General features: G+C 59.9%; 20 protein-coding genes. 5 read left to right on the top strand and 15 right to left on the bottom strand.

Going from position 1 to position 23437, the window contains the following annotated elements; genetic code table 11:
* Window positions 1-154 precede the first annotated feature (154 nt).
* Window positions 155-760 (top strand): helix-turn-helix transcriptional regulator, encoded by a 606-nt coding sequence (locus JFT58_RS22590; RefSeq protein ID WP_080757657.1) that lies wholly within the window; start codon window positions 155-157, stop codon window positions 758-760.
* A complete protein-coding gene (locus tag JFT58_RS22585; protein WP_014719862.1) occupies window positions 747-1610 on the top strand; it encodes a queuosine precursor transporter in 864 nt (287 codons plus the stop codon). Before JFT58_RS22590 ends, JFT58_RS22585 begins: the two co-directional genes overlap by 14 nt.
* 107 nt (window positions 1611-1717) lie before the next feature.
* Here the strand turns inward: JFT58_RS22585 and queC are convergent, their stop codons facing one another.
* The 8 genes from queC to hmpA form a co-directional block, all read right to left on the bottom strand.
* Entirely contained in the window at window positions 1718-2416 is a 699-nt protein-coding gene (gene queC, locus JFT58_RS22580; RefSeq protein ID WP_054896961.1) for a 7-cyano-7-deazaguanine synthase QueC, read from the bottom strand.
* A gap of 153 nt (window positions 2417-2569) precedes the next feature.
* Window positions 2570-3457, bottom strand: coding sequence for a heme o synthase (gene cyoE, locus JFT58_RS22575; protein ID WP_003194050.1), 888 nt, complete (start codon window positions 3455-3457; stop codon window positions 2570-2572).
* An 11-nt stretch (window positions 3458-3468) separates the two neighbouring features.
* Entirely contained in the window at window positions 3469-3804 is a 336-nt protein-coding gene (gene cyoD, locus JFT58_RS22570; protein ID WP_003194051.1) for a cytochrome o ubiquinol oxidase subunit IV, read from the bottom strand.
* A complete protein-coding gene (locus tag JFT58_RS22565; protein ID WP_003194052.1) occupies window positions 3804-4430 on the bottom strand; it encodes a cytochrome o ubiquinol oxidase subunit III in 627 nt (208 codons plus the stop codon). Before JFT58_RS22565 ends, cyoD begins: the two co-directional genes overlap by 1 nt.
* Window positions 4431-4433: 3 nt before the next feature.
* Entirely contained in the window at window positions 4434-6452 is a 2019-nt protein-coding gene (gene cyoB / locus JFT58_RS22560; RefSeq protein ID WP_003194053.1) for a cytochrome o ubiquinol oxidase subunit I, read from the bottom strand.
* A gap of 3 nt (window positions 6453-6455) precedes the next feature.
* A complete protein-coding gene (cyoA, locus tag JFT58_RS22555; protein WP_054896962.1) occupies window positions 6456-7397 on the bottom strand; it encodes a ubiquinol oxidase subunit II in 942 nt (313 codons plus the stop codon).
* Between the two features lie 792 nt (window positions 7398-8189).
* Entirely contained in the window at window positions 8190-8696 is a 507-nt protein-coding gene (locus JFT58_RS22550) for a disulfide bond formation protein B (RefSeq protein WP_047711744.1), read from the bottom strand.
* A gap of 222 nt (window positions 8697-8918) precedes the next feature.
* Window positions 8919-10100 carry an NO-inducible flavohemoprotein gene (gene hmpA / locus JFT58_RS22545; RefSeq protein WP_054896963.1) on the bottom strand — a complete coding sequence of 394 codons (1182 nt, stop codon included), beginning with the start codon at window positions 10098-10100 and terminating at the stop codon, window positions 8919-8921.
* A 147-nt stretch (window positions 10101-10247) separates the two neighbouring features.
* Here hmpA and norR point away from each other — a divergent pair, with 147 nt between their 5' ends.
* Window positions 10248-11795: a nitric oxide reductase transcriptional regulator NorR gene (norR, locus tag JFT58_RS22540; RefSeq protein WP_054896964.1), complete on the top strand. Its 1548-nt coding sequence runs from the start codon at window positions 10248-10250 to the stop codon at window positions 11793-11795.
* Between the two features lie 52 nt (window positions 11796-11847).
* Here the strand turns inward: norR and JFT58_RS22535 are convergent, their stop codons facing one another.
* Entirely contained in the window at window positions 11848-12786 is a 939-nt protein-coding gene (locus JFT58_RS22535; protein ID WP_054896965.1) for a DMT family transporter, read from the bottom strand.
* Between the two features lie 136 nt (window positions 12787-12922).
* Here JFT58_RS22535 and JFT58_RS22530 point away from each other — a divergent pair, with 136 nt between their 5' ends.
* A complete protein-coding gene (locus JFT58_RS22530) occupies window positions 12923-13798 on the top strand; it encodes a helix-turn-helix domain-containing protein (protein ID WP_054896966.1) in 876 nt (291 codons plus the stop codon).
* On the opposite strand, the gene JFT58_RS22525 is transcribed toward JFT58_RS22530, so the two are convergent.
* The 3 genes from JFT58_RS22525 to JFT58_RS22515 all read right to left on the bottom strand — a co-directional run bounded on the left by JFT58_RS22525 (window position 13795) and on the right by JFT58_RS22515 (window position 20164).
* On the bottom strand, window positions 13795-16290 hold the full coding sequence (locus tag JFT58_RS22525) for a LuxR C-terminal-related transcriptional regulator (RefSeq protein WP_054896967.1): 2496 nt from the start codon (window positions 16288-16290) through the stop codon (window positions 13795-13797). The genes JFT58_RS22530 and JFT58_RS22525 overlap by 4 nt on opposite strands.
* 697 nt (window positions 16291-16987) lie before the next feature.
* Complete coding sequence (locus JFT58_RS22520; RefSeq protein ID WP_054896968.1) at window positions 16988-18346, bottom strand: DUF1329 domain-containing protein; 1359 nt, start codon at window positions 18344-18346, stop codon at window positions 16988-16990.
* Between the two features lie 27 nt (window positions 18347-18373).
* Entirely contained in the window at window positions 18374-20164 is a 1791-nt protein-coding gene (locus JFT58_RS22515; RefSeq protein ID WP_014719872.1) for a DUF1302 domain-containing protein, read from the bottom strand.
* 79 nt (window positions 20165-20243) lie between these two features.
* On the opposite strand from JFT58_RS22515, the gene JFT58_RS22510 reads away from it, so the two are divergent.
* Entirely contained in the window at window positions 20244-20468 is a 225-nt protein-coding gene (locus JFT58_RS22510) for a hypothetical protein (protein WP_140915249.1), read from the top strand.
* Window positions 20469-20644: 176 nt separating this feature from the next.
* Here JFT58_RS22510 and JFT58_RS22505 read toward each other — a convergent pair whose 3' ends face one another.
* The 3 genes from JFT58_RS22505 to JFT58_RS22495 form a co-directional block, all read right to left on the bottom strand.
* Window positions 20645-21556, bottom strand: coding sequence for an SDR family oxidoreductase (locus tag JFT58_RS22505; RefSeq protein ID WP_034128734.1), 912 nt, complete (start codon window positions 21554-21556; stop codon window positions 20645-20647).
* Between the two features lie 118 nt (window positions 21557-21674).
* Window positions 21675-22577: an alpha/beta fold hydrolase gene (locus JFT58_RS22500; protein WP_054896969.1), complete on the bottom strand. Its 903-nt coding sequence runs from the start codon at window positions 22575-22577 to the stop codon at window positions 21675-21677.
* Complete coding sequence (locus tag JFT58_RS22495) at window positions 22577-23359, bottom strand: class II aldolase/adducin family protein (RefSeq protein ID WP_054896970.1); 783 nt, start codon at window positions 23357-23359, stop codon at window positions 22577-22579. Before JFT58_RS22495 ends, JFT58_RS22500 begins: the two co-directional genes overlap by 1 nt.
* Between the last annotated feature and the right edge of the window lie 78 nt (window positions 23360-23437).

The raw sequence follows: 23437 nt of genomic DNA, 5'->3' as shown, positions 1-23437 counted from the left end.
ACGAGAAAGCCGTTGCCTGATTTACCACCGAGGCGTATCCCTGCACTCAGTACTTTATTGTTGTAGCGGGCGCATGCAACACTTTCACTGCCGCGAACCGTCAAGAATGGGTTCTGCCGGCATGGACTGATGACTAAATGGAAGTGGTGAGCACTTGATACACAGACGGGAAAAAACCGAGCACTTGAAGAGCAACATCAAGTACTTGATCAAGAGTCGTGGCGAAACCCAGCTTTCGTTAAGCAGTGCCGCCGGCCTGACCAGGACCACCATCTATAACATCCTGGAAGGCAAGGTCGTTAACGTACAGCAGTCGACGATACGCAAGATCTCTGACTTCTTTGGCGTCTCCTACGAAGAAATCGAGACGATCAGTTTTGAAGCCAAGGAAGTCATCGAGAGCAATGTTTCCCCACTGGGTAACAAGAACCCGGCGGCAGTGCCTGTGCTCAAGGAAAGCCTGCTCATGCAAAGCCTGGGCAAGCGCATCGGTGAGCTGGCCACGCTTCATCCGCTGACCTACTACTTTGGCAGCGCCTGCAACCTGATCGGCGTGCGCCTGGAGCACGGGATTCCCGGCCTCAATGAACCGGGGGACTTGCTGATCGTGCAGAAAGGCTCGTCGAGCGACGATAAAGAAAAACTGGTGTACGACCGCGCCACCAAGAAGCTGTTCATCACCCTCGAACCCTGCGGGAACTCAGAGCGTTTGTGTGTCATCGGCGACATCCTTGAGGAGCGCTTCAATGACAACGTCTGAGGGCGCCGTGGAAAACAGCAAATACAAGTTGCTGGGCTTTGAAAACGACAAGCGCCTGGCGGTGATCATGGTGATCGCCACGGGCAAGGTCCTCAAGATCAAGCTGAGTGAAGTGCTCAGCAGTGAAATGATGGACAACTTCAACAAGATGGAAATCAAGAACCTGTACAAGAAGTTCTACTCTCAAGGCGGAACGCTGACCGCCTACGATATAAACGACCGCAATGAAAACTCCTGGATGATCTACATCATCCTGAACTTGCTGCTGTTCACCTTCTATATCTTCACCAGCATTGCCGCGACCAAACCGATTTACCTGGAGTCGTTGGGCATCATCGTCACGCCGGGCACGTTCCTGTACCCGCTGACCTTCTTGATCGTGGACTTGCTCAACGAGAATTTTGGCTTGCGCCTGGCCAGGCGAGCCATTCTGTTTGCGTTTGCCAGCAACGCGATGATCATCATCCTGCTGTATGGCTCCACGTTCCTGCCAGGGCTACCGGGCTGGAAGCTGGATGGGCCTTATACCGACGTGATCCTGCAAGTGTCGTCGGTGCTGGTGGCCTCTTCGGTCTCGTTCCTGGTGTCGGAGAATATAAATTCCTACTTGCTGTGCAAGATCAAGGAGCTGACCAACTCCAGGTATCTATACCTGCGGATATTCCTCAGTACGTTCTTTGCGGTGATTATCGACAGCTTCCTGTTCTGCTTTATCGCCTTCTACGGGGCGATGCAGACCAGCGACATCCTCAGCATGATCTATGTACAGATCGCGATCAAAGTCGGCTTTGCGTTCTTCAACATCCTGCCGGCCTACGGGGCACGTTCATTGTTCAAGCGCTATCAATAATCCTGTAGGCGCGAGCTTGCTCGCGAAGAACGTCAACGATCACGCAGCGCATCTGGTGGAACGCGGCGCTCTCAGGTTTTTCGCGAGCAAGCTCGCTCCTGCAAGGGTTATTTCAGTTTCAACTTGTGCTTGAGGCTCTGCATGACAGGTGTCGTGTTCTGCAGGTAGTCATTCAAGCCCCGAGCGCGCAGGTTGCACGCGTCACACTCGCCACAGCCGGTACCGATGATGCCGTTGTAGCAAGTCAGCGTCTGCTCGCGCACCAGCTCCAGTTGCCCGTGGTAGTCGGCCAGGGCCCAGGTTTCGGCCTTGTTCAGCCACATCAACGGGGTGTCGAGGCGCACGTCGTATTCCATGCCCAGCTTGAGGGCCTGGTTGAGTGCTTTGACAAACTCATCCCGGCAATCGGGGTAGCCTGAGAAGTCGGTTTCGCACACACCGGTAATGACGGTCTCGGCCTTCACTTGATAGGCATAGATCGCAGCCAGGGTCAGGAACAGGATGTTGCGCCCCGGCACAAAGGTGCTCGGCAGGCTTTCACCCGAGCTGTTCACGGTCGGCACCGGGATGTTGTCGCGCGTCAGGCTGCTGATCGCCAGCTCATTGAGCAGGGACACATCCATCACTTTGTGCACAGTGGCCCCCAACTGCTTGGCCAGCTTCTGGGCCACTTCGATTTCTGCCACATGGCGCTGGCCGTAATCAAAGGTAATGCAGTGCACTTCGTCATACAGCGGCAGGGCCTGGATCAGACAGGTGGTCGAATCCTGCCCGCCACTGAAGACCATCACGGCTTTTTTACTCATTGCATTGCTTCCTGCATTTGTAGAATTGGGAGGTAGGAGCGAGCTCGCTCGCGAAAAACGTCAACGATAACGCAGCGTATCCGGTTTAGCGCAGCGCTCAATAAAAAACCCCGCGCGACTTTCGAAGGCGGGGCTTTTTTACTGCAAGACCACTCAGTGGGCGTAGGTCAGCAACAGCTCTTTCGGCACTTGGAAATCCAGGGACATCATTACGCTGAGCGCGGTGATGGTGAAGATCGAGAACACGAACAGCTTGCGCGCCCAGACGGTGTCATCCACCGCCTTGTAGCCGGTCCAGGCCATGTACAACCAGTACATGCCCATCGCGGCGGCGACGGCGAGGTAGCTCATGCCGGCGTAGCCACTGAAGGTCAACATCAAGGTCGCCACGAGGAAGGCCAGGATGTAGAGCAGGATGTGTTTCTTGGCCACCTGGATGCCACGCTTGACCGGCAATACCGGAATCGACGCAGCCAGGTAGTCATTGAAGCGGAAAATCGCGATGGCGTAGGAATGCGGCATCTGCCACAGGCTGAACATCACCAGCAGCGTCAGCGCGGCCATGTCGAAGCTATTGGTCACAGCTACATAACCAATCACCGGCGGCATTGCCCCCGACAGACTGCCCACTAGCGTGCCGTGAACCGACTTGCGCTTGAGGTACAGGCTGTAGAGGCCGACGTAGATGACAAAACCGATCACGGCAAACAGCGCCGCCAACGGGTTGGCCACCTTGTACAACAGGGCCACACCGGCAACACCCAGGACGGTCGCATAGATCAGTGCCAGCTTCAGGGAGATGAGGCCCTGGACCAGCACGCGATTCTTGGTGCGCTCCATCTTGATGTCGATGTCACGGTCGATGCAGTTGTTGAATACGCAACCGGAAGCAACCACCAGGGACGTACCGATCATTGCAGCCAGGAAGATGGCCAGATCGACATGTCCCTTGGAGGCCAGGAAGAAACCGCCCGCCACAGAAAGCACGTTACCGAAAATGATCCCCGGTTTGGTGATTTGGATAAAGTGCTTAAGCGACATCGGGTCTTACCTCACTTCGCCATCATGTAGGTGTGGATGCTGAACATGATCCACAGCGACAGACCAACCAGCAGAACGATCACCAGGCCTGCGAACACAAACGCGATCACGTTCTCGCGCTGCTCTTTGGAGCGGTCCAGGTGCAGGAAGTACACCAGGTGAACCAGAACCTGAATCACCGCGAACGCCAGGACGATCATCAAGGTGATCGACTTCGGCAAGGTTGGGTACATCACCAGGCCGAACGGGATCAGGGTCAGGATGACCGACAGGATGAAGCCGATGGCGTACGACTTTACGCTGCCGTGGCTTGAATCGTGGCTGTCATGGGAGTGTGCATTAGCCATTACAGAGTCCCCATCAAGTAAACGACGGTGAATACGCAGATCCAGACCACGTCCAGGAAGTGCCAGAACAGGCTCAGGCAGCTCAGGCGGGTCTTGTTGGTGTTGGTCAGGCCGTGCTTATTGACCTGATACATCATCACTGCCATCCACAGCAGGCCAGCGGATACGTGCAGACCGTGGGTGCCGACCAGCGTGAAGAACGCCGACAGGAAACCGGAACGGTGCGGGCCGTAGCCTTCGGAGATCAGCAGGTGGAACTCGTTGATCTCCATGCCGATGAAGCCCAGGCCGAACAGGAAGGTCAGGCCCAGCCAGCTCAGTACGCCCTTCTTGTTGCCCTTGTAGAAGGCCAACATGGCGAAGCCGTAGGTGATCGAACTGAACAACAGCAAGGCGGTTTCGCCGAGCACGTAAGGCAGTTCGAAGATGTCGTGGCCCGACGGGCCACCCGCTACGTTGTTTACCAGTACCGCGTACACCGCGAAGATCGACGCAAACAAGATGCAGTCGGTCATCAGGTAGAGCCAGAAACCGTAGACGGTTATCGGCCCCGAGTCGTGGTGGTGGTCATCGTGCCCATGGTCATCGACATGGGCGTGTCCAGCATTGGTCACTAAGTTCGACATGGTTTAAGCCTGTTCCAACGAGGTTTCTACACGGTTGGCCGGGATCTTCTTCTCGGCTACCAGGCGAGCGTGTTGCTCGGCTTCGATGCGTTCGATCGTTTCGACCGGCACCATGTAGCCTTGATCATCACGGGCAGCGTGAATGATGAAGTAACCGATAGTGCCCACCAGGCTCGCGATTGCCAGCCACCAGATGTGCCAGATCATCGCGAAACCGAACACGGTCAACAGCGCACCCATCACCACGCCAGTGGCGGTGTTGTTTGGCATGTGGATCGGCTCGTAGTGCTTGGGCTTCTGGTACGCAGTACCGTCTTCCTTGGCTTCGGTGAACGCATCAATGGTGTTCGCAGTAGGGATCACGGCGAAGTTGTAGAACGGTGGTGGCGACGAGGTCGACCATTCCAGGGTGTGGCCGTTCCATGGGTCGCCGGATTCGCACATGTTCTGCTTGCGATCACGCACGCTGACGTACAGCTGGATCAGCTGGCAGGCGATGCCCACAGCGATCATCACCGCACCGAACATGGCAACGTACAGGTACGGTACCCACTCAGGGTTGGTGGTGGCGTTCAGACGACGGGTCATGCCCATGAAGCCCAGTGCATAGAGCGGCATGAACGCGACGAAGAAGCCCGAGATCCAGAACCAGAACGCAGCCTTGCCCCAGCCTTCGTGCAGCTTGAAGCCGAACGCTTTCGGGAAGTAGAAGCTGAAACCAGCGATGTAGCCGAATACAGCACCACCGATGATCACGTTGTGGAAGTGGGCGATCACGAACAGGCTGTTGTGCAGCACGAAGTCAGCACCCGGGATGGCCAGCAGTACGCCGGTCATGCCGCCGATGGCGAAGGTCACCATGAAGCCCAGGGTCCACAGGACCTGGCTGGTCATGCGCAGACGACCGTGGTAGATGGTGAACAGCCAGTTGAATAGCTTCACCCCCGTCGGGATGGAAATCAGCATCGTCGCCAGGCCGAAGAAGGCGTTGACGCTGGCCCCCGAACCCATGGTGAAGAAGTGGTGCAGCCAAACCATGAAGCCCAGTACGGAGATCGCGCCAGAGGCGTAGACCATCGAGTGGTGACCGAACAGGCGCTTGCCGGTAAAGGTCGAGATCACTTCGGAGAAGATACCGAACGCTGGCAGGATCAGGATGTACACCTCAGGGTGACCCCATGCCCAGAACAGGTTCACATACATCATTGGATTGCCACCAAGTTCATTGGTGAAAATGTGGAAATCCAGGTAACGGTCAAGCGACAGCAGCGCCATGGTAGCGGCCAGGATCGGGAACGAAGCCACGATCAGCACGTTTGCCCAGGTGCAGGTCCAGGTGAAGATCGGCATGTCCATCAGTTTCATGCCAGGGGCGCGCATTTTCAGGACGGTGGCCAGGAAGTTGACCCCCGTCAATGTCGTCCCGAGCCCTGATAACTGTAGCGCCCAGATGTAGTAGTCCACACCCACGCCCGGACTGTATTGCAGCCCCGACAATGGCGGATACGCAACCCAACCGGTCTTGGCGAACTCGCCGACGCCCAGGGAAACGTTGATCAGCACCACGCCGGACACCAGCAGCCAGAAGCTCAGGGAGTTCAGGAACGGGTAGGCAACGTCACGCGCACCAATCTGCAGCGGCAAGGCAAGGTTCATCAAGCCGGTGAAGAATGGCATCGCCATGAAGATGATCATGATCACACCGTGAGCGGTGAAGATCTGGTCATAGTGTTCAGGTGGCAGGTAGCCAGGCGAACCCTCGGTGGCCATGGCCAACTGGGTACGCATCATGATGGCGTCGGCAAAACCACGCAGCAGCATGACCATGGCAACGATGACGTACATGACGCCGATTTTCTTGTGGTCGACCGAGGTCAACCACTCGGTCCACAGGTAGGACCACTTCTTGAAATAGGTGATACCCGCAACCAGCGCCAAACCACCCAGCGCGATCATGGCGATAGTCACCATTACGATCGGCTCGTGGAATGGGACCGCGTCCCAACTTAATTTACCAAACATCGTTTACTCCTCTGCCCCAGCAGTTGAATGCGCGCCCGTATCAGAACCTTCAACCACGGCCACTTCTTTCTTCTCGTGCTTGACCGGCTTGCCTGGCTTCATACCTTCGTACTTGTCGACGATTTTCTGAAACAGGTCCGGCTCATACGCGGAGTACAAGGCGACAGGGTTGTTCTGGCTCGGTTTGGTCAGAGCGTCGTATTCAGCTTGATCAAGCTGTTTAGGTGCGGCCTTGACTGCAGCTACCCAGGCGTCGAAATCTTCCTGGCTTGTCGAGATCGCTTTGAATTTCATGCCGGTGAAGCCAGCGCCGCTGTAGTTGGCGGAGATGCCTTCCATTTCAGCTTTCTGGTTGGCGATCAGGTGCAGGCGGGTCTGCATGCCTGCCATCGCGTAGATCTGGCCACCCAGTGCAGGGATGAAGAACGAGTTCATCACGGCGTCGGAGGTGATCCGGAAATTAAGCGGGGTGTGCTCCGGGAAGCGGATCTCGTTGACAGTGGCGATACCCAGGTCCGGGTAGATGAACAGCCACTTCCAATCCAGCGCGACCACCTGGATGTTCACAGGCTTGACGTCGGACTCCAGCGGACGATACGGGTCCAGCGCGTGGGTCGACTTATAGGTGACGTAACCCAGGGCGATGATGATGAGGATCGGAACCAACCACACCGCGATCTCGATCTTGGTGGAGTGCGACCACTTCGGCGCATAGGTGGCGCTGGTGTTGGACGCGCGGTATTTCCAGGCGAAGGCGAAGGTCATCACGATCACAGGCACCACAACCAGCAGCATCAGCAGGGTAGCGGTGATGATCAGGTTTCGTTCATCCAGACCGACCTGTCCTTTTGGGTCGAGCAAGGTCCACTTGCAGCCTCCCAGCATTAACATCATGCCAAGCAGCGGCAAAAAGCCTAGTAATCGGGGGTACCTGTTTTTACTCATCTCACGACCTCTAAAGCAGCTTGCGCAATGCAGTTGGGTTTTGATCGCCAACACTTCACCCTGCCAAGGGTTGGCATTTCTCTTCGATTGAATAAGAGCCTGCCCGACACGTCATGACTGTACGTTTCACGGACCTGCAGTGAGTTCTTATTCGATTTCGTGGCTAAAGGCCTTGTTACAGACCAATTCCATTTGGTGCGGATAGTTGAAAGGCTGCCGGAACCTGGGGTCGCATTGAGCCTTCCATCTGCTCCTCGACCGCTCCAATGCTCAAATATTGAACAGCACCGGACATTCAGTGCGGGCGATTGTAGTTAGCTAGCGATGTATAAACCATGTCTTATAGAGAAATAATTTTTATCGATTCCAGCAACAATCCTTCACCAAAGTTGCAAAGATTCGCGATCTTATCGCGTTCGATTCTCAACAAAAACCACAAAAATTGCCGTGTTATTGGGCACAGTGCCACTTCCCTTACGGCCTGTAAGGGCATGCCAAGGGTATCCAAGTGCCCATAAAACAAGGCATTCATAGATGCTTCAGGGATTGGGGCCGCACACGAATCGGGCCGCCGTGGGAACCACGAACTGACAGCACAATTTGTACGTGGGGTGCAAATCCAAGGGCCGATTTGGCGGGTCAGAAACGTCCTGCGACAACGTTCATGTGACAACATGTCGCACGCTGCGCGCACCTTCCGTTGCCCCTCGTCACGGTGCTTTCACAAATCCCTACAAACAAAACGCTCCGCCTTCATTCAGAAGCAACGGAGCGTTCGGCAGGCGCGGCGGTTCAGGCTTTGGGATGACGGTTGCGATAGATGCACAGGGGCACCAGGATCGCCGTCAGCACGAATGCAACCAGCGCCCATTGGGCCAGGGACAGGCCGAGGACCGGTGGGTAGGGGGTGCTGCAAAAGCCGTCGACCTGGAAGCCCAGGGGAAACACCTTGGCCAGGGGCAGGTCGTCAACGATCGGCTGCAACACATCGATGCCGCAACTGACCTGGGGAAAGAACTGGGTGTACACATGGTGGCCGGCCGCAGCCACGCCACCCAAGGCGCTGAGCACCACCAACCCTTCGAAGAACGTCAGCGCGCCCTTGGTGCGCATGGCCGCGCCGATGAACGCGAAGAGCGCAATCAGCAGCAAGGCGTAGCGTTGCAGAATGCACAGCGGGCACGGTGCTTCGCCCAGTACCACTTGCATGTACAGCGCCCCGCCAATCAGCGCCAGGCAGATGATGCCCAGCAACACCAGAAAGCGCCGCTCCCTGCCTAAACGCATGTCGTCAATCATCCCCGTCTTTCCCTTTCTCTGATTATGGTTGTGCCTGATGGCAACAAGTTTACACACAGGCAGTGGTTAAAACAGAGGGGGGTTAACAGCGGATTAATCGTGGCAAATGTAGTGATTGTGCGGACGCCATCGCGGGCAAGCCCGGCTCCCACATTGGAATGCGATCCTCTGTGGGAGCCGGGCTTGCCCGCGATAATGCCGATAGGGTCAATTGGCCAAATTCTATTCCAGCGCCGCCGCCGGGCCAAAGAACTCATAGCGCGCCTGCTTCTCCGGCACACCCAGCGCCTTGAGATGCCGCTTGATCGCCGCCATGAAGCCCTTGGGGCCCAAGAAGTAAGCATCAATATCACGCTGCTCAGGCAACCAGGCCGCCAGTTGCTCCTGGTTGAGCATCCCGACCTTGTCTGCCGCCGGGCTGATGCCGTCATCCTCGGCGTAGCAGTAGAAACGCTTGAGCTGCGGATGCTTGGCCGCCAGGGTGTCCACCCAGTCACGGAACGCATGCACCCCGCCGTTACGGGCACAATGGATGAAATGCACCGGGCGCTCGGTTGCCAGGGCGGCTTCGAGCATCGGCAGCGTGGGCGTAATGCCTACCCCGCCGCTGATCAGCACCAGCGGTTTATCACTGGCGGCCAGGGTGAACTCGCCCGACGGAGGGAACAGGTCAATGGTCGCGCCGACATGCATCTGGTCGTGCAGGTAATTGGAGACCCGCCCGCCCGCTTCGCGCTTGACGCTGATGCGGTACAGCCCGGTGTCGGTGAGGGCCGACAGGGAATAGTTGCGACGCACTTCCTCGCCATCGAGCACCAGTTTCAGGCCGATGTACTGGCCGGGCGCTGCGGCCAGGATCGGGCCGTTGTCCACCGGCGCGAAGTAGAAGGAGATGATCTCGTCGCTCTCCTCCACGCGCTTGACCAACAGGAACGCCCGCGCCCCCCGCCAGCCGCCGGGCGCCTGGGCTTTTTCGTCGTAGATGGCCGCTTCGGCGCCGATCAGAATGTCCGCCAACTGGCCATAGGCCGCACCCCAGGCGCTCATGACCTCGGGGGTGGCAATCTCGCTGCCCAGCACTTCGGAAATAGCCCGCAGCAGGCAGGCGCCAACAATGGGGTAATGCTCCGGCAGAATCTGCAACGCCACGTGTTTGTTGATGATCTTGGCCACCAGGTCGCCCAGTTGGTCCAACTGGTCGATATGCCGCGCGTACATCAGCACGCCATTGGCCAGGGCGCGAGGCTGGTCACCACTGGCCTGGTGGGCCTGGTTGAACAGTGGGCGGACTTCGGGATACTCGGACAGCATCATGCGATAGAAATGCGTGATCAGCGCTTCGCCGCCGCTTTCCAGCAGGGGCACGGTAGATTTGATGATTGCACGGTCTTGGGCACTAAGCATGGGAGACTCCTGGGTCTTCTTACTGATTGCCTTATAACAGTCAGCAATCATGCCAACTTATAAATCCTTTATTTTCAACAAGTTAAATATTTTGTAGTCAGTATGACCTCCTACAATTTATAGTCATAAGGACTACAAGGAGTCATTATGACTGCACAACCCCTGCTCACCACCTTGCTGCCGCTGGTCGCTGACCTGTCCCGGGACTTGCCCGAAGGCGAGCGCTACCGGCGCCTGCTGCAAGCCATGCGTGCACTGCTGCCCTGCGACGCCGCCGCGTTGTTACGCCTGGACGGCGAGTGGTTGGTGCCGCTGGCCGTGGACGGCTTGAGCGCCGATACCTTGGGGCGACGCTTCAAGGTCAGCGAACATCCGCGCTTCGAGATCCTGCTGAGCAGCCCCGGCCCTACCCGCTTCGACAGTGACAGCCAATTGCCTGACCCCTATGACGGCTTGGTCGCCGGTTTGCACGGCCAGTTGGAAGTCCACGACTGCATGGGCTGCCCGCTGTTTATCGACGACCAGCCCTGGGGGCTGCTGACCCTGGACGCCCTCGATACCGAGCGCTTTGAACGGGTCGAGCTGGACGCCCTGCAAGCCTTCGCCAGCCTCGCCGCGGCCACCGTCAACGTGGCTGAACGCATCGAGCGCCTGGCGCTGCGGGCCGAAGACGAGCACCAGCGCGCCGAGATCTATCGCCAGGCCAGTGGCCAGCAGCCCAAGGAAATGATCGGCCAGAGCAAAGCGCACAAGCGCCTGGTCGAGGAAATCAACCTGGTCGGCGGCAGTGACTTGACCGTGCTGATTACCGGCGAAACCGGGGTCGGCAAGGAATTGGTGGCCCAGGCGATCCACGCCGCCTCCTCCCGCGCCGACAAACCGCTGATCAGCCTCAACTGCGCCGCCCTGCCCGAGACCTTGGTAGAGAGCGAACTGTTCGGGCATGTGCGCGGCGCCTTTACTGGCGCGTCGAACGAGCGCCGGGGCAAGTTCGAACTGGCCAATGGCGGTACCTTGTTCCTGGATGAAGTGGGTGAGTTGTCGTTGACCGTGCAGGCCAAGTTGCTGCGCGTGCTGCAAAGCGGCCAGTTGCAGCGCCTGGGGTCGGACAAGGAGCACCAGGTGGATGTGCGCCTGGTTGCTGCCACCAACCGCGACCTTGCCGAAGAGGTGCGCAATGGCCGCTACCGTGCCGACTTCTACCACCGTTTGAGCGTCTACCCACTGCAAGTGCCAGCGCTGCGCGAGCGCGGGCGTGATGTGCTGCTATTGGCGGGGTTCTTCCTCGAACAGAACCGCTCACGCATGGGCCTGGGCAGCCTGCGCCTGACCGGAGATGCCCAGGCGGCCCTAACGGCCTACAACTGGCCCGGCAATGTGCGCGAGCTGGAGCACTTGATCGGACGCAGCGCGTTGAAAGCCCTGGGCAACTGCCGCGAGCGCCCCAAGATTCTCAGCCTGAGCGCCCTGGACCTGGACTTGCCCGACGTGACTGCGGCTGCGGCCGAAGAGGTACCGGCCCCTGCCCTCCCGGTGGTCAGCGGCGACCTGCGCCAGGCCACCGAGCATTACCAGCGCCAACTCATCAGCGCCTGCCTGGAACGCCATCAGCACAACTGGGCCAGCGCCGCCCGCGAACTGGGCCTGGACCGCGCCAACCTGGGGCGCATGGCCAAGCGGCTAGGCCTCAAGTGATCGGTGATCGTTCCCACGCTCCGCGTGGGAATGCCTCACCCGACGCTCCGCATCATGGCCTCGAGAGCGGACGCGGAGCGTCCCGAGCGGTATTCCCACGCAGAGCGTGGGAACAATCGAGCGCACGGGCCTTACGAAACACCAGCACATTCCCCAGCATCACCAGCACTAGCCCCATCAACGCCGGCGCCGTCCACTGGTAACCCTCGGCCACGGCCGACACATTCAGCGCCACCACCGGAAACAGCACCGTGCAATACGCCGCTTTCTCCGGCCCCATGCGGCCCACCAGGGTGAGATACGCGGTAAAACCAATCACCGAGCCTGGGATTACCAGGTACCACAGCGCGCCGATATACCGCGCACTCCAGTCCATCTCGAAGGGAATACCACGTAGTGCGCAATAGGTCGCCAGCATCGCCGCCCCATAGGCCATGCCCCAGGCGTTGGTGGTCAGCGGCTTGAGCCCGGCCTTCTGTTGCAGGCTCGATAACAGGTTGCCCGCCGAGAAGCACAGGGTGCCCAGCAGGGCCAAGCCCAGGCCCAACAAGGTTTGCGGGCTGGCGGTATGCCCAACCAGCTCCGGCCAGAATAAAAAGCCCAGCCCCAACAACCCAAGCGCCCCGCCCATCAGCACGTTACGCGCCACCCGCTGGCCGAAAAACACCCGGGCATTGAGCGCGTTCCACAAGGTCGCCGTGGAGAACACCACCGCCACCAGGCCACTGGGGATCCATTGGCTGGCGGTGAGAAAGCACATGAAGTTGACGCAGAACAGGCACAGCCCCTGCGCCAGGCAGATCATGTGCCCGCGCCGGTTCATCACCTGCAACTTGCGGCTGAGCAGCAACAGCACGAACAGCACCAGAGCGGCCAGGCCGAAGCGATAGACAATCGACACAGGAATCGCGACCACGCCCAACTGCCATTTGAGGGCGATCCAAGTGGTGCCCCAGATGAGTACCGTGAGTAGATACAGGAAAAGATTCATAGCCGGCTCCGTCGATTGAGCCACAGTGTGGCCTTCAACCCCGTGCAGGCTCTTGCACATTCTTGCGCTTTTGTCGGGCGATGGGCTCACAGCGCCAGCCGTGGAGCGTAGGATGCGGGGTGTCGGAGAACACACCATGCCAGAGCTGCAATCGCTGCACGTCTTCCAAGCCCTCAACCGCTCGCCCCACGCACGCCTGCAAGCCTGCGCCGAGCTCGGTGACGGGTTGGCTGCTGCCGTGTGGAGCAACCACCATGACGCCCAGGATTACCAGGCCCCCAGCCATCACACCTTGTCCTGCTACATCGGGGGTGGCACGGGCACCTTTCGGCGTGATCAGCCGGGCCTCAAGGGCGGCCCCGACAAACTGTGCATCCTGCCGGCCGAGCATCAGTCGGCCTGGGTGATCAATGGCGATATTCGCCTGGCCCACCTGTATTTCAGCCCGGAACAATTTGCCCTCGGCTGCGTCACCCTGCTGGACCGGGAGCCACGGGAGTTGCACTTGCGCGAGGGCACCTTCCTTGAAGACCCATTCCAGGCCCAGCGTTTTCGCCAGTTGGTCAGCCTCAACTGGCACGAGCCCGGCGAGCGCCTGCTGACCAGCAGCCTGGCCCACGAACTGCTCAGCCATACCTTGCTCAACCAGGTCGGCGCCCGCGAAGGCTTGCGCTTGAAAGGCGGGTTGGCCGCGCACCAACGGCGGCGGTTGGTGGAGTACATCGATCAACATATGGAAGACGCCATCAGCCTCGGCCAGTTGGCCGCCATGTGCGCGCTGTCCGAATACCATTTCGCCCGAATGTTCCGCCAAAGCTTCGGCGTGCCGCCCCATCAATACCTGCTGGCACGGCGTCTGGCGCGAGCGAAAAACCTGCTGCGCAGCAGCGTTTTGCCGATCAGTGAGCTGGCCTTGCTGTGCGGTTTTTCCAGCGCCAGTCATTTCAACCAGCGCTTTCGCCACGCCATGGGCGCCACGCCGGGCCAATACCGCCAAGCATTCTGCGCCTAGACCATCAAGCCCAACGTCTTCGCCTTGGCCACCGCCTGGGTGCGTCGCTCTACCCCGAGTTTGCTGTGGATACGCCGCGCATGCGTCTTGACGGTATGCAGGGAGATATACAGGCGATCAGCGATTTCCAGGTTGGAGTTGCCCAGGGCGATCAGTTGCAGCACCTCCAGCTCACGCTGGCTCAGCGGGTTCTGCGCCGCCCCGGCAGGCGCGGCCTGGGGCTCCAGGCCCAGCTCACTCAAAAGTCCCGGGGCGCGTAAACGCAACTCGCGGACCGCCTGCTGCACCTGGCAACGCTCTGCCAGCGCCAAGCCAGCTTGCAGCGACCGACGCGCCAACGCCGGGTCGCCAAGCTGCCAGGTCACTTCACCCAGCACCAGGTGCAATTCGGTTTCCAGGCAAAGCATGCCGCGTTGCCGTGAGGTGTCGAGCAAGGCATTGAGCCGTGCGATAGGTTGCTCGGCACAGCCCAGCTTGACCTCGGCCAGTACCAGCAAATATTCCAGGCGCGGGATCAGCTCCAAGGTGGCCGGCGGTGCCTGCTTGGCGCAAGGCCCGCGAAAGTGGCGCAACACCCGGCGCACGGCTTGCACCGTCAATTCGGCGCGGCCTTGCTGCAACCAGAAGTGCCCACTGACCAACAGCAGTACCGCACGGTACACCGTGTCGGGCACATGGCGCTGCTGCATCAGGCGTTCGGCGTCGCGTAATTGAATGAAGGCCTGCGCGTAGTCGCCACGATTGGCCGCCAATAGCGCCAGGCCCAGAAAGCCGTACAGAACGCGCTTGTCCTGGCTCTGCAGGCACATGCTCAAGCCGGCCTCGAAACATTCGGCGGCCAGGCCGTCCTGGCCCTGACGCAAGGCCAGATGCCCGCGGCGCAGAACAATACGCCCCACCAACGGCCCGGCGTTGAGCCGTTGCCCGGCCAACATCGCTTGCACCGTTTCCAACAGGCTTTGCGCCCGGTACGGCGCGCCACGCTGCTCCAGCAATTGGGCGTGGTCCAACTCCAGCAGGGCCTCCAATACCAGCGAACCGTGGACCCGGGCCAGGCACAGCGCTTCACGGTTCAAGCGTTGGGCGGCCTCCAACTCACCGCGCAACAAGGCTTGCTGGGTCAGGCCCGAGAGGCACATCAGGCGCGATGTCCAGGCGCTGTCGGGCAACGCTTGCAGGGCTTCGAGAAAGTGCTCGCGGGAGCGTTCGGCGTCGCCGCTCAAATGCAGCAACCAGCCCCACTGCGCCTGCCAGCGCGCCAGCAGATAGCGCTGCGCGGCGGGCGTCGGTTGCGGGGCGAACCGGGCCAGTTGGTCGATGCACAAGGCCGCCTGTTCGAAGCGCCCGGCAAACAACAACGCGGCCGTGAGCAGCCCCACCAGTTGCGCCGACCCCAACATCAATTCATCGCCCTGCTGTTCATGCAGGCGCAACAGCAGCACGGCGTTCTGCTGGCGAAACAAATCCTCGAAACTGAAGTGCTGCAACAGGCTCACCGCCACTTCATATTCCTGCGCCAGCAACGCCTGCTCGAACGCGGCCTGCCAGTCACCCTCGGCGCTGAACCATTGGCACGCGCGTCGGTGCCAGGAGCGTTTGGCCGGCCAGGGTTCGTCGCGCAGCAGTCGCGCCAACGGTGGGAAAATGTGGAGCCAGTCGCTGGTGTCTTCCCAGGGCTGGATAAACGCACCCAGTGCCTGCAATTCGCGCAAATGCTCAGCGCCGTCACCACCACCGAACAAGTACTCACACAGGTTCAGGTTGAAACGCGGCAGATGGGCCAGCACGCGCCAAGCCTCAGCCAATGGCGCCGACAAGGTGTTGAACAGCTCATGCTGCAGGTAATCGAGCAGGGTCTTGTCGGGGTGGCCGTCGCCCAACAAGGCGATACGCACACCGGCGCACCAACCGGCGCTGAAATGCATCACGCTGTCGACGGTATGCCCCGGGGCGAGCAGTTGCTCGACTTCCTCAGCGCTGAAAAACAACTCGCTGCACTCCAGCAACTCATCGTCGAGCAACAGGCGTGGCCAATTGCACAACGGGCGCCGTCGCGCGCCCAGCCACCAGGTCAACTGCGGGCTGCCAGCGGCGAGCAAACGGTCCAGCAGCGCATCCAGCTCAGGCGCAGGTGAGCGACAGAAATCATCCAGAAACAACCACGTGGTGTGTGGCCAACGGCCCAAGTCGAGCAATAACGTGGCTTCATCCACAAACGGCAAGCCAAGCTGCTGCGCCAGCCGTGCGCAGAATTCCAAGGGGCTGAGCGCGGCACCGTTGAGTGGCATCCACACCACCTGACAGCCCTTCGGCGCCTGCAGCGCACACTCGGCGAGCAACGCGCTCTTGCCACTGCCTCCCGGTGCGCACAGCAACCTTACCCGCGCCTGCGCCGTCAGCAGAGGCACAGTCAGCCGCGCACGCAACGCATGGTGGGCGGACAGCCGTGGCATAAATCCAGGACGGTCCAGGCAGCGGGTCATGGCGGTCATTGCTGCATCCTGCTGTTTTTATTGTTGCGTCACCCTAGACCTGTGGTTGGCGGTTGTTGAAGAAGTATTCAGCGGGTTGATTGAAGACCATAAAAACCAAGGTATACGCCCTTCAGTGTTGGAGCTGGCTTGCCTGCGATGGCCATAGGTATCTACATAACTCTGTAAGCTCAACGGTAACCACGATGCGAAGCGAGCCGCTCTTGATCTGCTTTTGATCTTAGGCGCCCCGTTAAACCACGCTGGCCGGAATTCGACAGTGATTTGGGGGGCTAAACCGGCAGGGATGCCGGTTTAGCCGCCCCGCGCCATGGATGGCGCGTGGCGGCGGCCCCCCAAATCACTGGCGGATTACGGGCACACCGAGCCTAAGCGAGGTGCCGAGTGGTGGGGCAAGAGCGTTTTGCTTACTTTTGCGCTTTTCAAAAGTGAGCCGCTGTAAAAGCGGAACCCTAAGTGGCCGTTACCGCAGGAATGGATATGTACTCGGTATAGCTGTGTCGGCTGGAAGGCCGTCATCGCAGGCAAGCCAGCTCCCACATTTGGATCCTGGGGTGTCAGGTAGAGATGCGTCTGCTGTCAGGCCGTCACGGGAGCAAGCTCCCTCGCCACAGGTCCAGCGTCGCCCCAAAGTTGTGTAGATACCTATGGCCATCGCAGGCAAGCCACACATTTTCAACCTCACTTAGGTGTGGAATCAGCGAACGCCCTCCGATCTCAGTGCAGCCGGGGTGTAGTCCGCCGCCTTGGCCGCGAAGCCGAACACGAAGCTGCTCTTCTCCTCGTTCTTCATGCCCAGCGCGATGTAGCGCCCTGCAATCAGGTCGTACAGGGTTTCCACGGTGTAGGCCGGCACCTGGTGGTCGTAATAGAACTGCGCATGGCCTTCGGCAACGCGCCACAGTTGGCCGCGGCCGTCGTAGTGGTCCACCAGGGCGACTTGCCAGCTGTCTTCGTCGATGAACATATGGCGTTTGGCATAGATGTGCCGCTCGCTGGGCTTGACGGTGCCGACCACTTCCCACACGCGGTGCAACTCATAACGGGTCAGGTCCTGGTTGATATGGCCGGCCTTGATGATGTCGTCGTACTTGAGGCTCGGCGAATCGAGCTTGTAGCTGTTGTAAGGGATGTACATCTCCTTCTTGCCCACCAGTTTCCAGTCATAACGGTCGGGTGCGCCGGAGAACATGTCGAAGTTGTCGGTAGTGCGCAGGCCGTCGGAGGCGGTACCCGGGCCGTCGTAAGACACCTGCGGTGCGCGCCGCACACGGCGCTGGCCGGCGTTGTAGATCCAGGCCAGGCGCGGTTCCTTCACCTGGTCGAGGGTTTCATGCACCAGCAGCACGTTGCCCGCCAGCCGCGCCGGCGCGGTGACCGATTGCTTGAAATAGCTGAGCACGTTGGCGGCCTTGGCCGGGTCGATATCCGGGATGGCTTGCGGCACCGCTACTTCTTCTTCGAAACGGATCGGCGTGTAGCTGCCATTGGTCTGGGGCGTGGCCTGGGTGATGATGCGCCGTAGGTTGCCGCCGTGGTAACGGGTGATGTGATTCCACAGCACCTCGACGCCATTCTTGGGGATAGGGAACGCGTAGTAACGGTTGCCGGTGAAGTTCTCCAGGCCGTTGCCATCGTTGATCGCCTTCACATTCAGGGCGCTTCGCTTGATCGACTCGTAAATGTCCGCCGGCAAGTTGACCGTGCGGTGGCTGGGGTACACCGGGATCTTGTAGGTCTCGGGGTAGCGCTTGAACATCGCCACCTGGCCGTCGGAGAGTTTGTCCTTGTACTTGTCCACCGTGGCGGCGGTGATCACGAACAGCGGTTTTTCGTTGGCGAAGGGGTCGGAGAGGAAGCCCTTGCTGTCCACCGTGCCTGCATTCTTGGGGATGCCACCGGTCCAGGCCGGGATCGAGCCATCGGCATTGCCGGCTTTTTCGGCGCCGACCGGGGTCAGGGAAGTGCCGAGCTTGGCTGCTTCTTCGGGCGATACCGCCGCCATTACGTTGGCGGCCAATACGCTCAGGGCCAACACTGCAATCATCTTACGCATAGGGTCTTGTCCTTCTTTTAAGCCAGATCAGAAGTTCACGCCGAAGCTGAGGGCGAGGAAGTCGCGGTCGGTCAGGGTGTTGTAGTCACCGCCAAAAAAGTCGGTGTAGCTCAGGCTTGCGGTGTAGGTGCTGCGATAGTCCGCATCCACGCCGACGCTGATGGCCTTGGCGCCTTTGTTGAACAGGCCGTTGGGGCCGTAGCCCGCGACGTCATGGGACCAGGACAGGTTGGGCTTGAGGTTCACACCGGCAATGGCGTTGTTGTAGTCAAGGATCGCCCGCGCCCGGTAGCCCCACGAGGTGGAGGTGACAAAACCGTCGGTGTCACCTTGAAAACCGTAGGCGCCGTACACCGAGTCTCGGCCGTAACGCAGTTTGGTTTTGTCTTCCAGGCCGGCGACGTGCACCACCGCCGCTTCGCCCACCAGGGTCAGGCGCTCGGCGCCCAGTACCTGGTCGAAGAACTGGGTCATGGTGCTCTGGATCTGGGTGATTTCCTTGCGGCGATAGCCTTTGTTGTCATCGCCGAAATTGCTGCGGATGGGTGAGGCGAGTTGGCCCGCAATGGGGTTGACCAGGGCCAGGGTCAGGTCGGTGGTGTTGAGCTGCACCGGCGCATTGGGCCGATAGCTGATTTCGCCGGTCCACGCCGTGCCCGTGGGCAAGGTGGTGGAGAAACTGGCGCCGAACAGGCGGATGTCTTCCGGGTAATCCAGGTAGTACTGGCCGCGGCCGAGCATGGTGCTTTGCGCCAAACCGCCCCCGGAACCGGGCGCCAGGGCGTTAGCGGTGTTGATGATGCGCCCGATGGTGGCCAGGTTAGTATTGGCGGTCAGGGTGCCGACGGTCGGTGTGCGACTGTGGTAGTTCATGAAGTACAGGCCGTATTCAGTGTCATCGCCCAGCCAGCGCAGGGCTGCGCCGAACTGGCCGGAGTCGCGCGCATCGCGGTCACCGGCACGCCGCACAATCACACCTTCATTGGTCACGCCAAACCCTTGGCCAAAGGCAGCCGCCACCGGTTGCAGCGGTCGGATCGCCGGGCTGCCCACGGTGTAATTATTGGTGCAACCGTCCGCCGCCACGTCCCCGCCGAAGAAGGTGCCGCAGTTGTCGAGCACCGTCTGGTCCCATTCCAGTTGATAGAAACCTTCCACGGTCAGTTGATTGGTCAGGCTCTGGGAGGCAAACAGCATGTTCACCGGGATCAAGCCTTCCTTGATCTCGGCACCGGGCCTGCGGAACGCCGACACGTCGATCGGGTTGATGCTGTTGATGGAGTTACCGATAAAGGTACTTTCGCCCCAACTGACCACCTGCTTGCCGGCGCGCACGGTGCCGGGCAGGTCGCCCAGGGAGTAGTTGTGGTAGACGAAGGCATCGAGGATCTGCGCACCGCTGGACTTGGCGCCTTCCTTGCGGTTGTGGTCGCTGATGGGCTTGAACTCGCGGTCTTCGTCCTTGAGCTCGAAGTCGTACCAATACTTGCCACGCACGAATACCCCGGTGTCGCCGTACTTCAACTCAAGGTCGTGCAGGCCCTTGAAGATCTTGGAGAAGGTCTCGCCCTTCTTGAAGTTGAGGCGCCCGTCATCTCCAGTGGACGCCTGGCCCGTCCCGCCATTGACCGTGCCGACCAGGCTTTTGTCGGCATCGCGCATGCCCCAACTGGCGCCGACCGACAGCGAGGAGTCGAATTGCCCTTCGATCTCGCCGATGTTGAACGAAACAGCCTGCGCCTGGGCACAGCAGCCCAGCGCAACCGCAGTGGCCAGCGCCTGTGGCGTGAAGATGGCGCGCATTATTGTTTTTGTCATGCGTCTTCCCCGGTGAGTGACAGAAGGCTCCACCCTACTGCCGCCCTTGAGGGGCGATAAGCGCACCAAGGAGGTATTCGTGTTGTCGCTCGAAAGGATGACGGGGTTCTCTGGCCGGGCGCTGGACCGGGCCATGCATGCGATGGATGAAGGCTTATCAGAGGCATCGATGGTGCCGGGCAATTATTGCCGATTTGGTAACAGTCCTTGTCCCGAACTGCTATTACTCATTCTGTTACAACCGATTATTCTTGCCTGGCTTTCAGGGCAAACGGTCCGCTCCCGCATTGGGGTGAAAAGCTGATTTATAACGGATTGATCCTGTAATCAGTCTGTTCCCGGTGTTCACTGACGTTGATTTGTCGCTCCTTGATCCAACGTCTTACTTCGGCCGCTGCCTATGCAGCGGCCTTTTTTATGCCTGCAATAAAACGGGGCGTCATCGACGCCCCGTGGGATTCATTGATTTACCGGCAATGATCAGAGGCTGAACTTCTGCAAGTTGGCCATCATTTCCTTCAGCGCCTCAATATTGTCCTTGGGGTGCGCAGCCCCTTCGAAATCGCAGATCTGCTGCCAGTGCGCGGCCACATCCTCCGGCGAAAAACCGGCCTCGGGATCAAAACCCACACCCAGGCTGCGCTCCCAACGTGTCTTGCCGATCCAGCCGCCACCCACTTCAAACAAGCCTGCGGTTTCCTCACAGGCGTCACTGCCCAGATACACCACCAGTGGGCTGACCAGTTCCGGCTTGAGGCGCTCGAACACCTGCGGCGGGATCAGCCCTTCGGTCATGCGTGTGCCACCGGTGGGGGCAATCGCGTTGACCAGGATGTTGTTCTTACGCCCTTCCAGCGCCAGGGTACGCGTCAAACCATACAGGCCCAACTTGGCCATGCCGTAGTTGGACTGGCCGAAGTTGCCGTAGATACCGGACGTCGACGCCGTGAAGATCACCCGGCCATAACCCTGCTCGCGCAAATGCGGCCAGGCGGCGCGGGTGACTTTGTAGGCGCCTTCGACGTGCACCCGGTAAACCAGGTCCCAGTCGCTGTCATCCATTTTATGGAAGGTCTTGTCGCGCAGGATGCCGGCGTTGTTGACCACCACGTCGACCCGGCCGAAGACATCCAGGGCGTTCTGTACGATCTTGTCGCCGTCGGTGACGGAGTCATGGTTGGCTTCGGCAATGCCGCCCGCCGCGCGGATCTGCGCCACCACCCGGTCGGCCGCCGAGGCGTTGGCGCCCTCGCCTTGGGTTGACCCCCCCAGGTCGTTGACCAGCACTTTGGCCCCGTGCCTGGCGAACAGCAGCGCATGGGCCTGGCCCAAGCCACCACCGGCGCCGGTGACGATCACCACCTTATCCTGGAACTGCACTGACTCACTCATACCGAACTCCGCTGGCGACAATGGGAATAGGCAGAGTGTCACGCAAGCAGCCTTTGGTCACAATAAAGACGGCCAGGGCTGAATGGTGCTTGATAAGGCAGCGGGATGATGCGCAGGCTCAGGAATAGGCCGCGCGCGGTGAAAGCTGGCTGATGCGCTCACGAAACGCCTGGTAATGCTTGAGCACTTGGACCGGCGCCTCGATCTGGGGGTAATGGCCGATATTGGCCAGTCTTATCGTGTCGGGCTGGGGCACCAGTTGGCGATAGCGCTCGACCATATGAGCCCCGGAAATCGGGTCTACTTCGCCGTCGATCACCCGCAGCGGCACTTCGCCTCGCTGCATGGCCGTGAGCCAGCGCTCGCGCAGACGACGGCGCTGGGGGATGTAGGCGATCAGTTTGTGCAGGATACGCGGGCCGTCGTTGCAACTGATCAAACTCCAGAAATCATCCAGCACGCTTTCACTGGGCCGCGTCTGGGGGCCGAAGATCTGGTTGAAACTGCTGGCCAAGGCATTGCGCCCAAAGGCCCGACCGATCATCCAGCCCAACGGGCTGAGCAGCAGCTTTTGCACCAGCGCCGGCCGATGGGTTTCCGGAAACAGCCCGCCGTTGAGAAATACACAACTCGCCATCTGGAACCGCCCCTCGTAATGCCGGGCCAATAATTCCTGGGCGACACTGTCGCCGTAGTCATGAGCCAACACATGCACCGGCTGCTCTACGCGCAGGTGCTCAAGCAACGCCTGTTGCAGATCGGCCTGTTCCAACAGGCAATAGTCGTGGTCCAAAGGTTTGGCCGAGTCGCCAAAGCCGAGCATGTCGCAGGCAATCACCAGGTTGCGCTGGGCCAGGGGTTGCCACAGGTAGTGCCAGTCCCAACTGGCCGTGGGGAAACCATGAATCAGCAGCAACGGCTCGCCCTGCCCGGCCACCCAATAGCGCACGGTGTGGCCACGAAAGACGAAGTCCTGGCCGCGCTTGCGCCAGGCTCTGAGCGGTATCTCGGCGAGTGGCATCAGCTTTTATACCCGGGGTCCTGATTATCCAATTTGCGCAGCAGTGCCGGCCAGGCCAGAGCACCGCCCATACCTTGGGCGCTTTTTGTGACAGCTGCCACCATCGCCTTGGCACCGGCGAGAATCTGCGGCTCGATGGCGATCAACTCAGTGCCGCCGCTTTGGGCCAGTACCTGAATCTCGCAGGCGCGCTGGAAGGTGAACATCATCAGGAAGGTGTCGGCGATGGTGCCGGCGCAGGTCAGCAGGCCGTGGTTGTGCAGCATCAGGAAATTGTTCGGACCCAGATCCGCTTGCAACCGGGCCTTTTCCTCATGATTGAGCGCCACGCCTTCATAGGCGTGATAGCCCAGGCTGGAGAGCACAAACAGCGATTGCTGGCTGATGGGCAATACACCCTGCTTTTGCGCACACACCGCCACGCCGGCAGCGGTGTGGGTGTGCAGCACGCAGGTCACGTCGTGGCGCACTTCGTGGATGGCGCTGTGGATGGTGTAGCCCGCAGGGTTGATCTCGTAGGGGCTGTCCATTTGCTTATTGCCGGCCTGGTCAACCTTGACCAGGCTCGACGCGGTGATCTCATGGAACATCAGCCCATAGGGGTTGATCAGGAAATCTTCAGTGCCCGGCACCTTGGCCGAAATATGCGTGAAGATCAGGTCATCCCAGCCGTGCATGGCCACCAGGCGATAGCAGGCCGCGAGGTCCACGCGGGTTTGCCATTCGGCGGCGCTGACCTGGGCTTTGACGTTTTGTGGCGATGGTGCAGGGGCTAGGCTCATGGCAATGACCTCCTTGGCGCACTTCTTATGGTATCTAAAGTGAGAGCCAGTCTAGTCAGACGCCGAGGCGCAAGGAGT

The organism is Pseudomonas sp. MF6767 (assembly GCF_016405475.1).
Lineage (GTDB): Bacteria > Pseudomonadota > Gammaproteobacteria > Pseudomonadales > Pseudomonadaceae > Aquipseudomonas > Aquipseudomonas paracarnis.
This window is presented reverse-complemented; position numbering and strand designations above follow the sequence as displayed.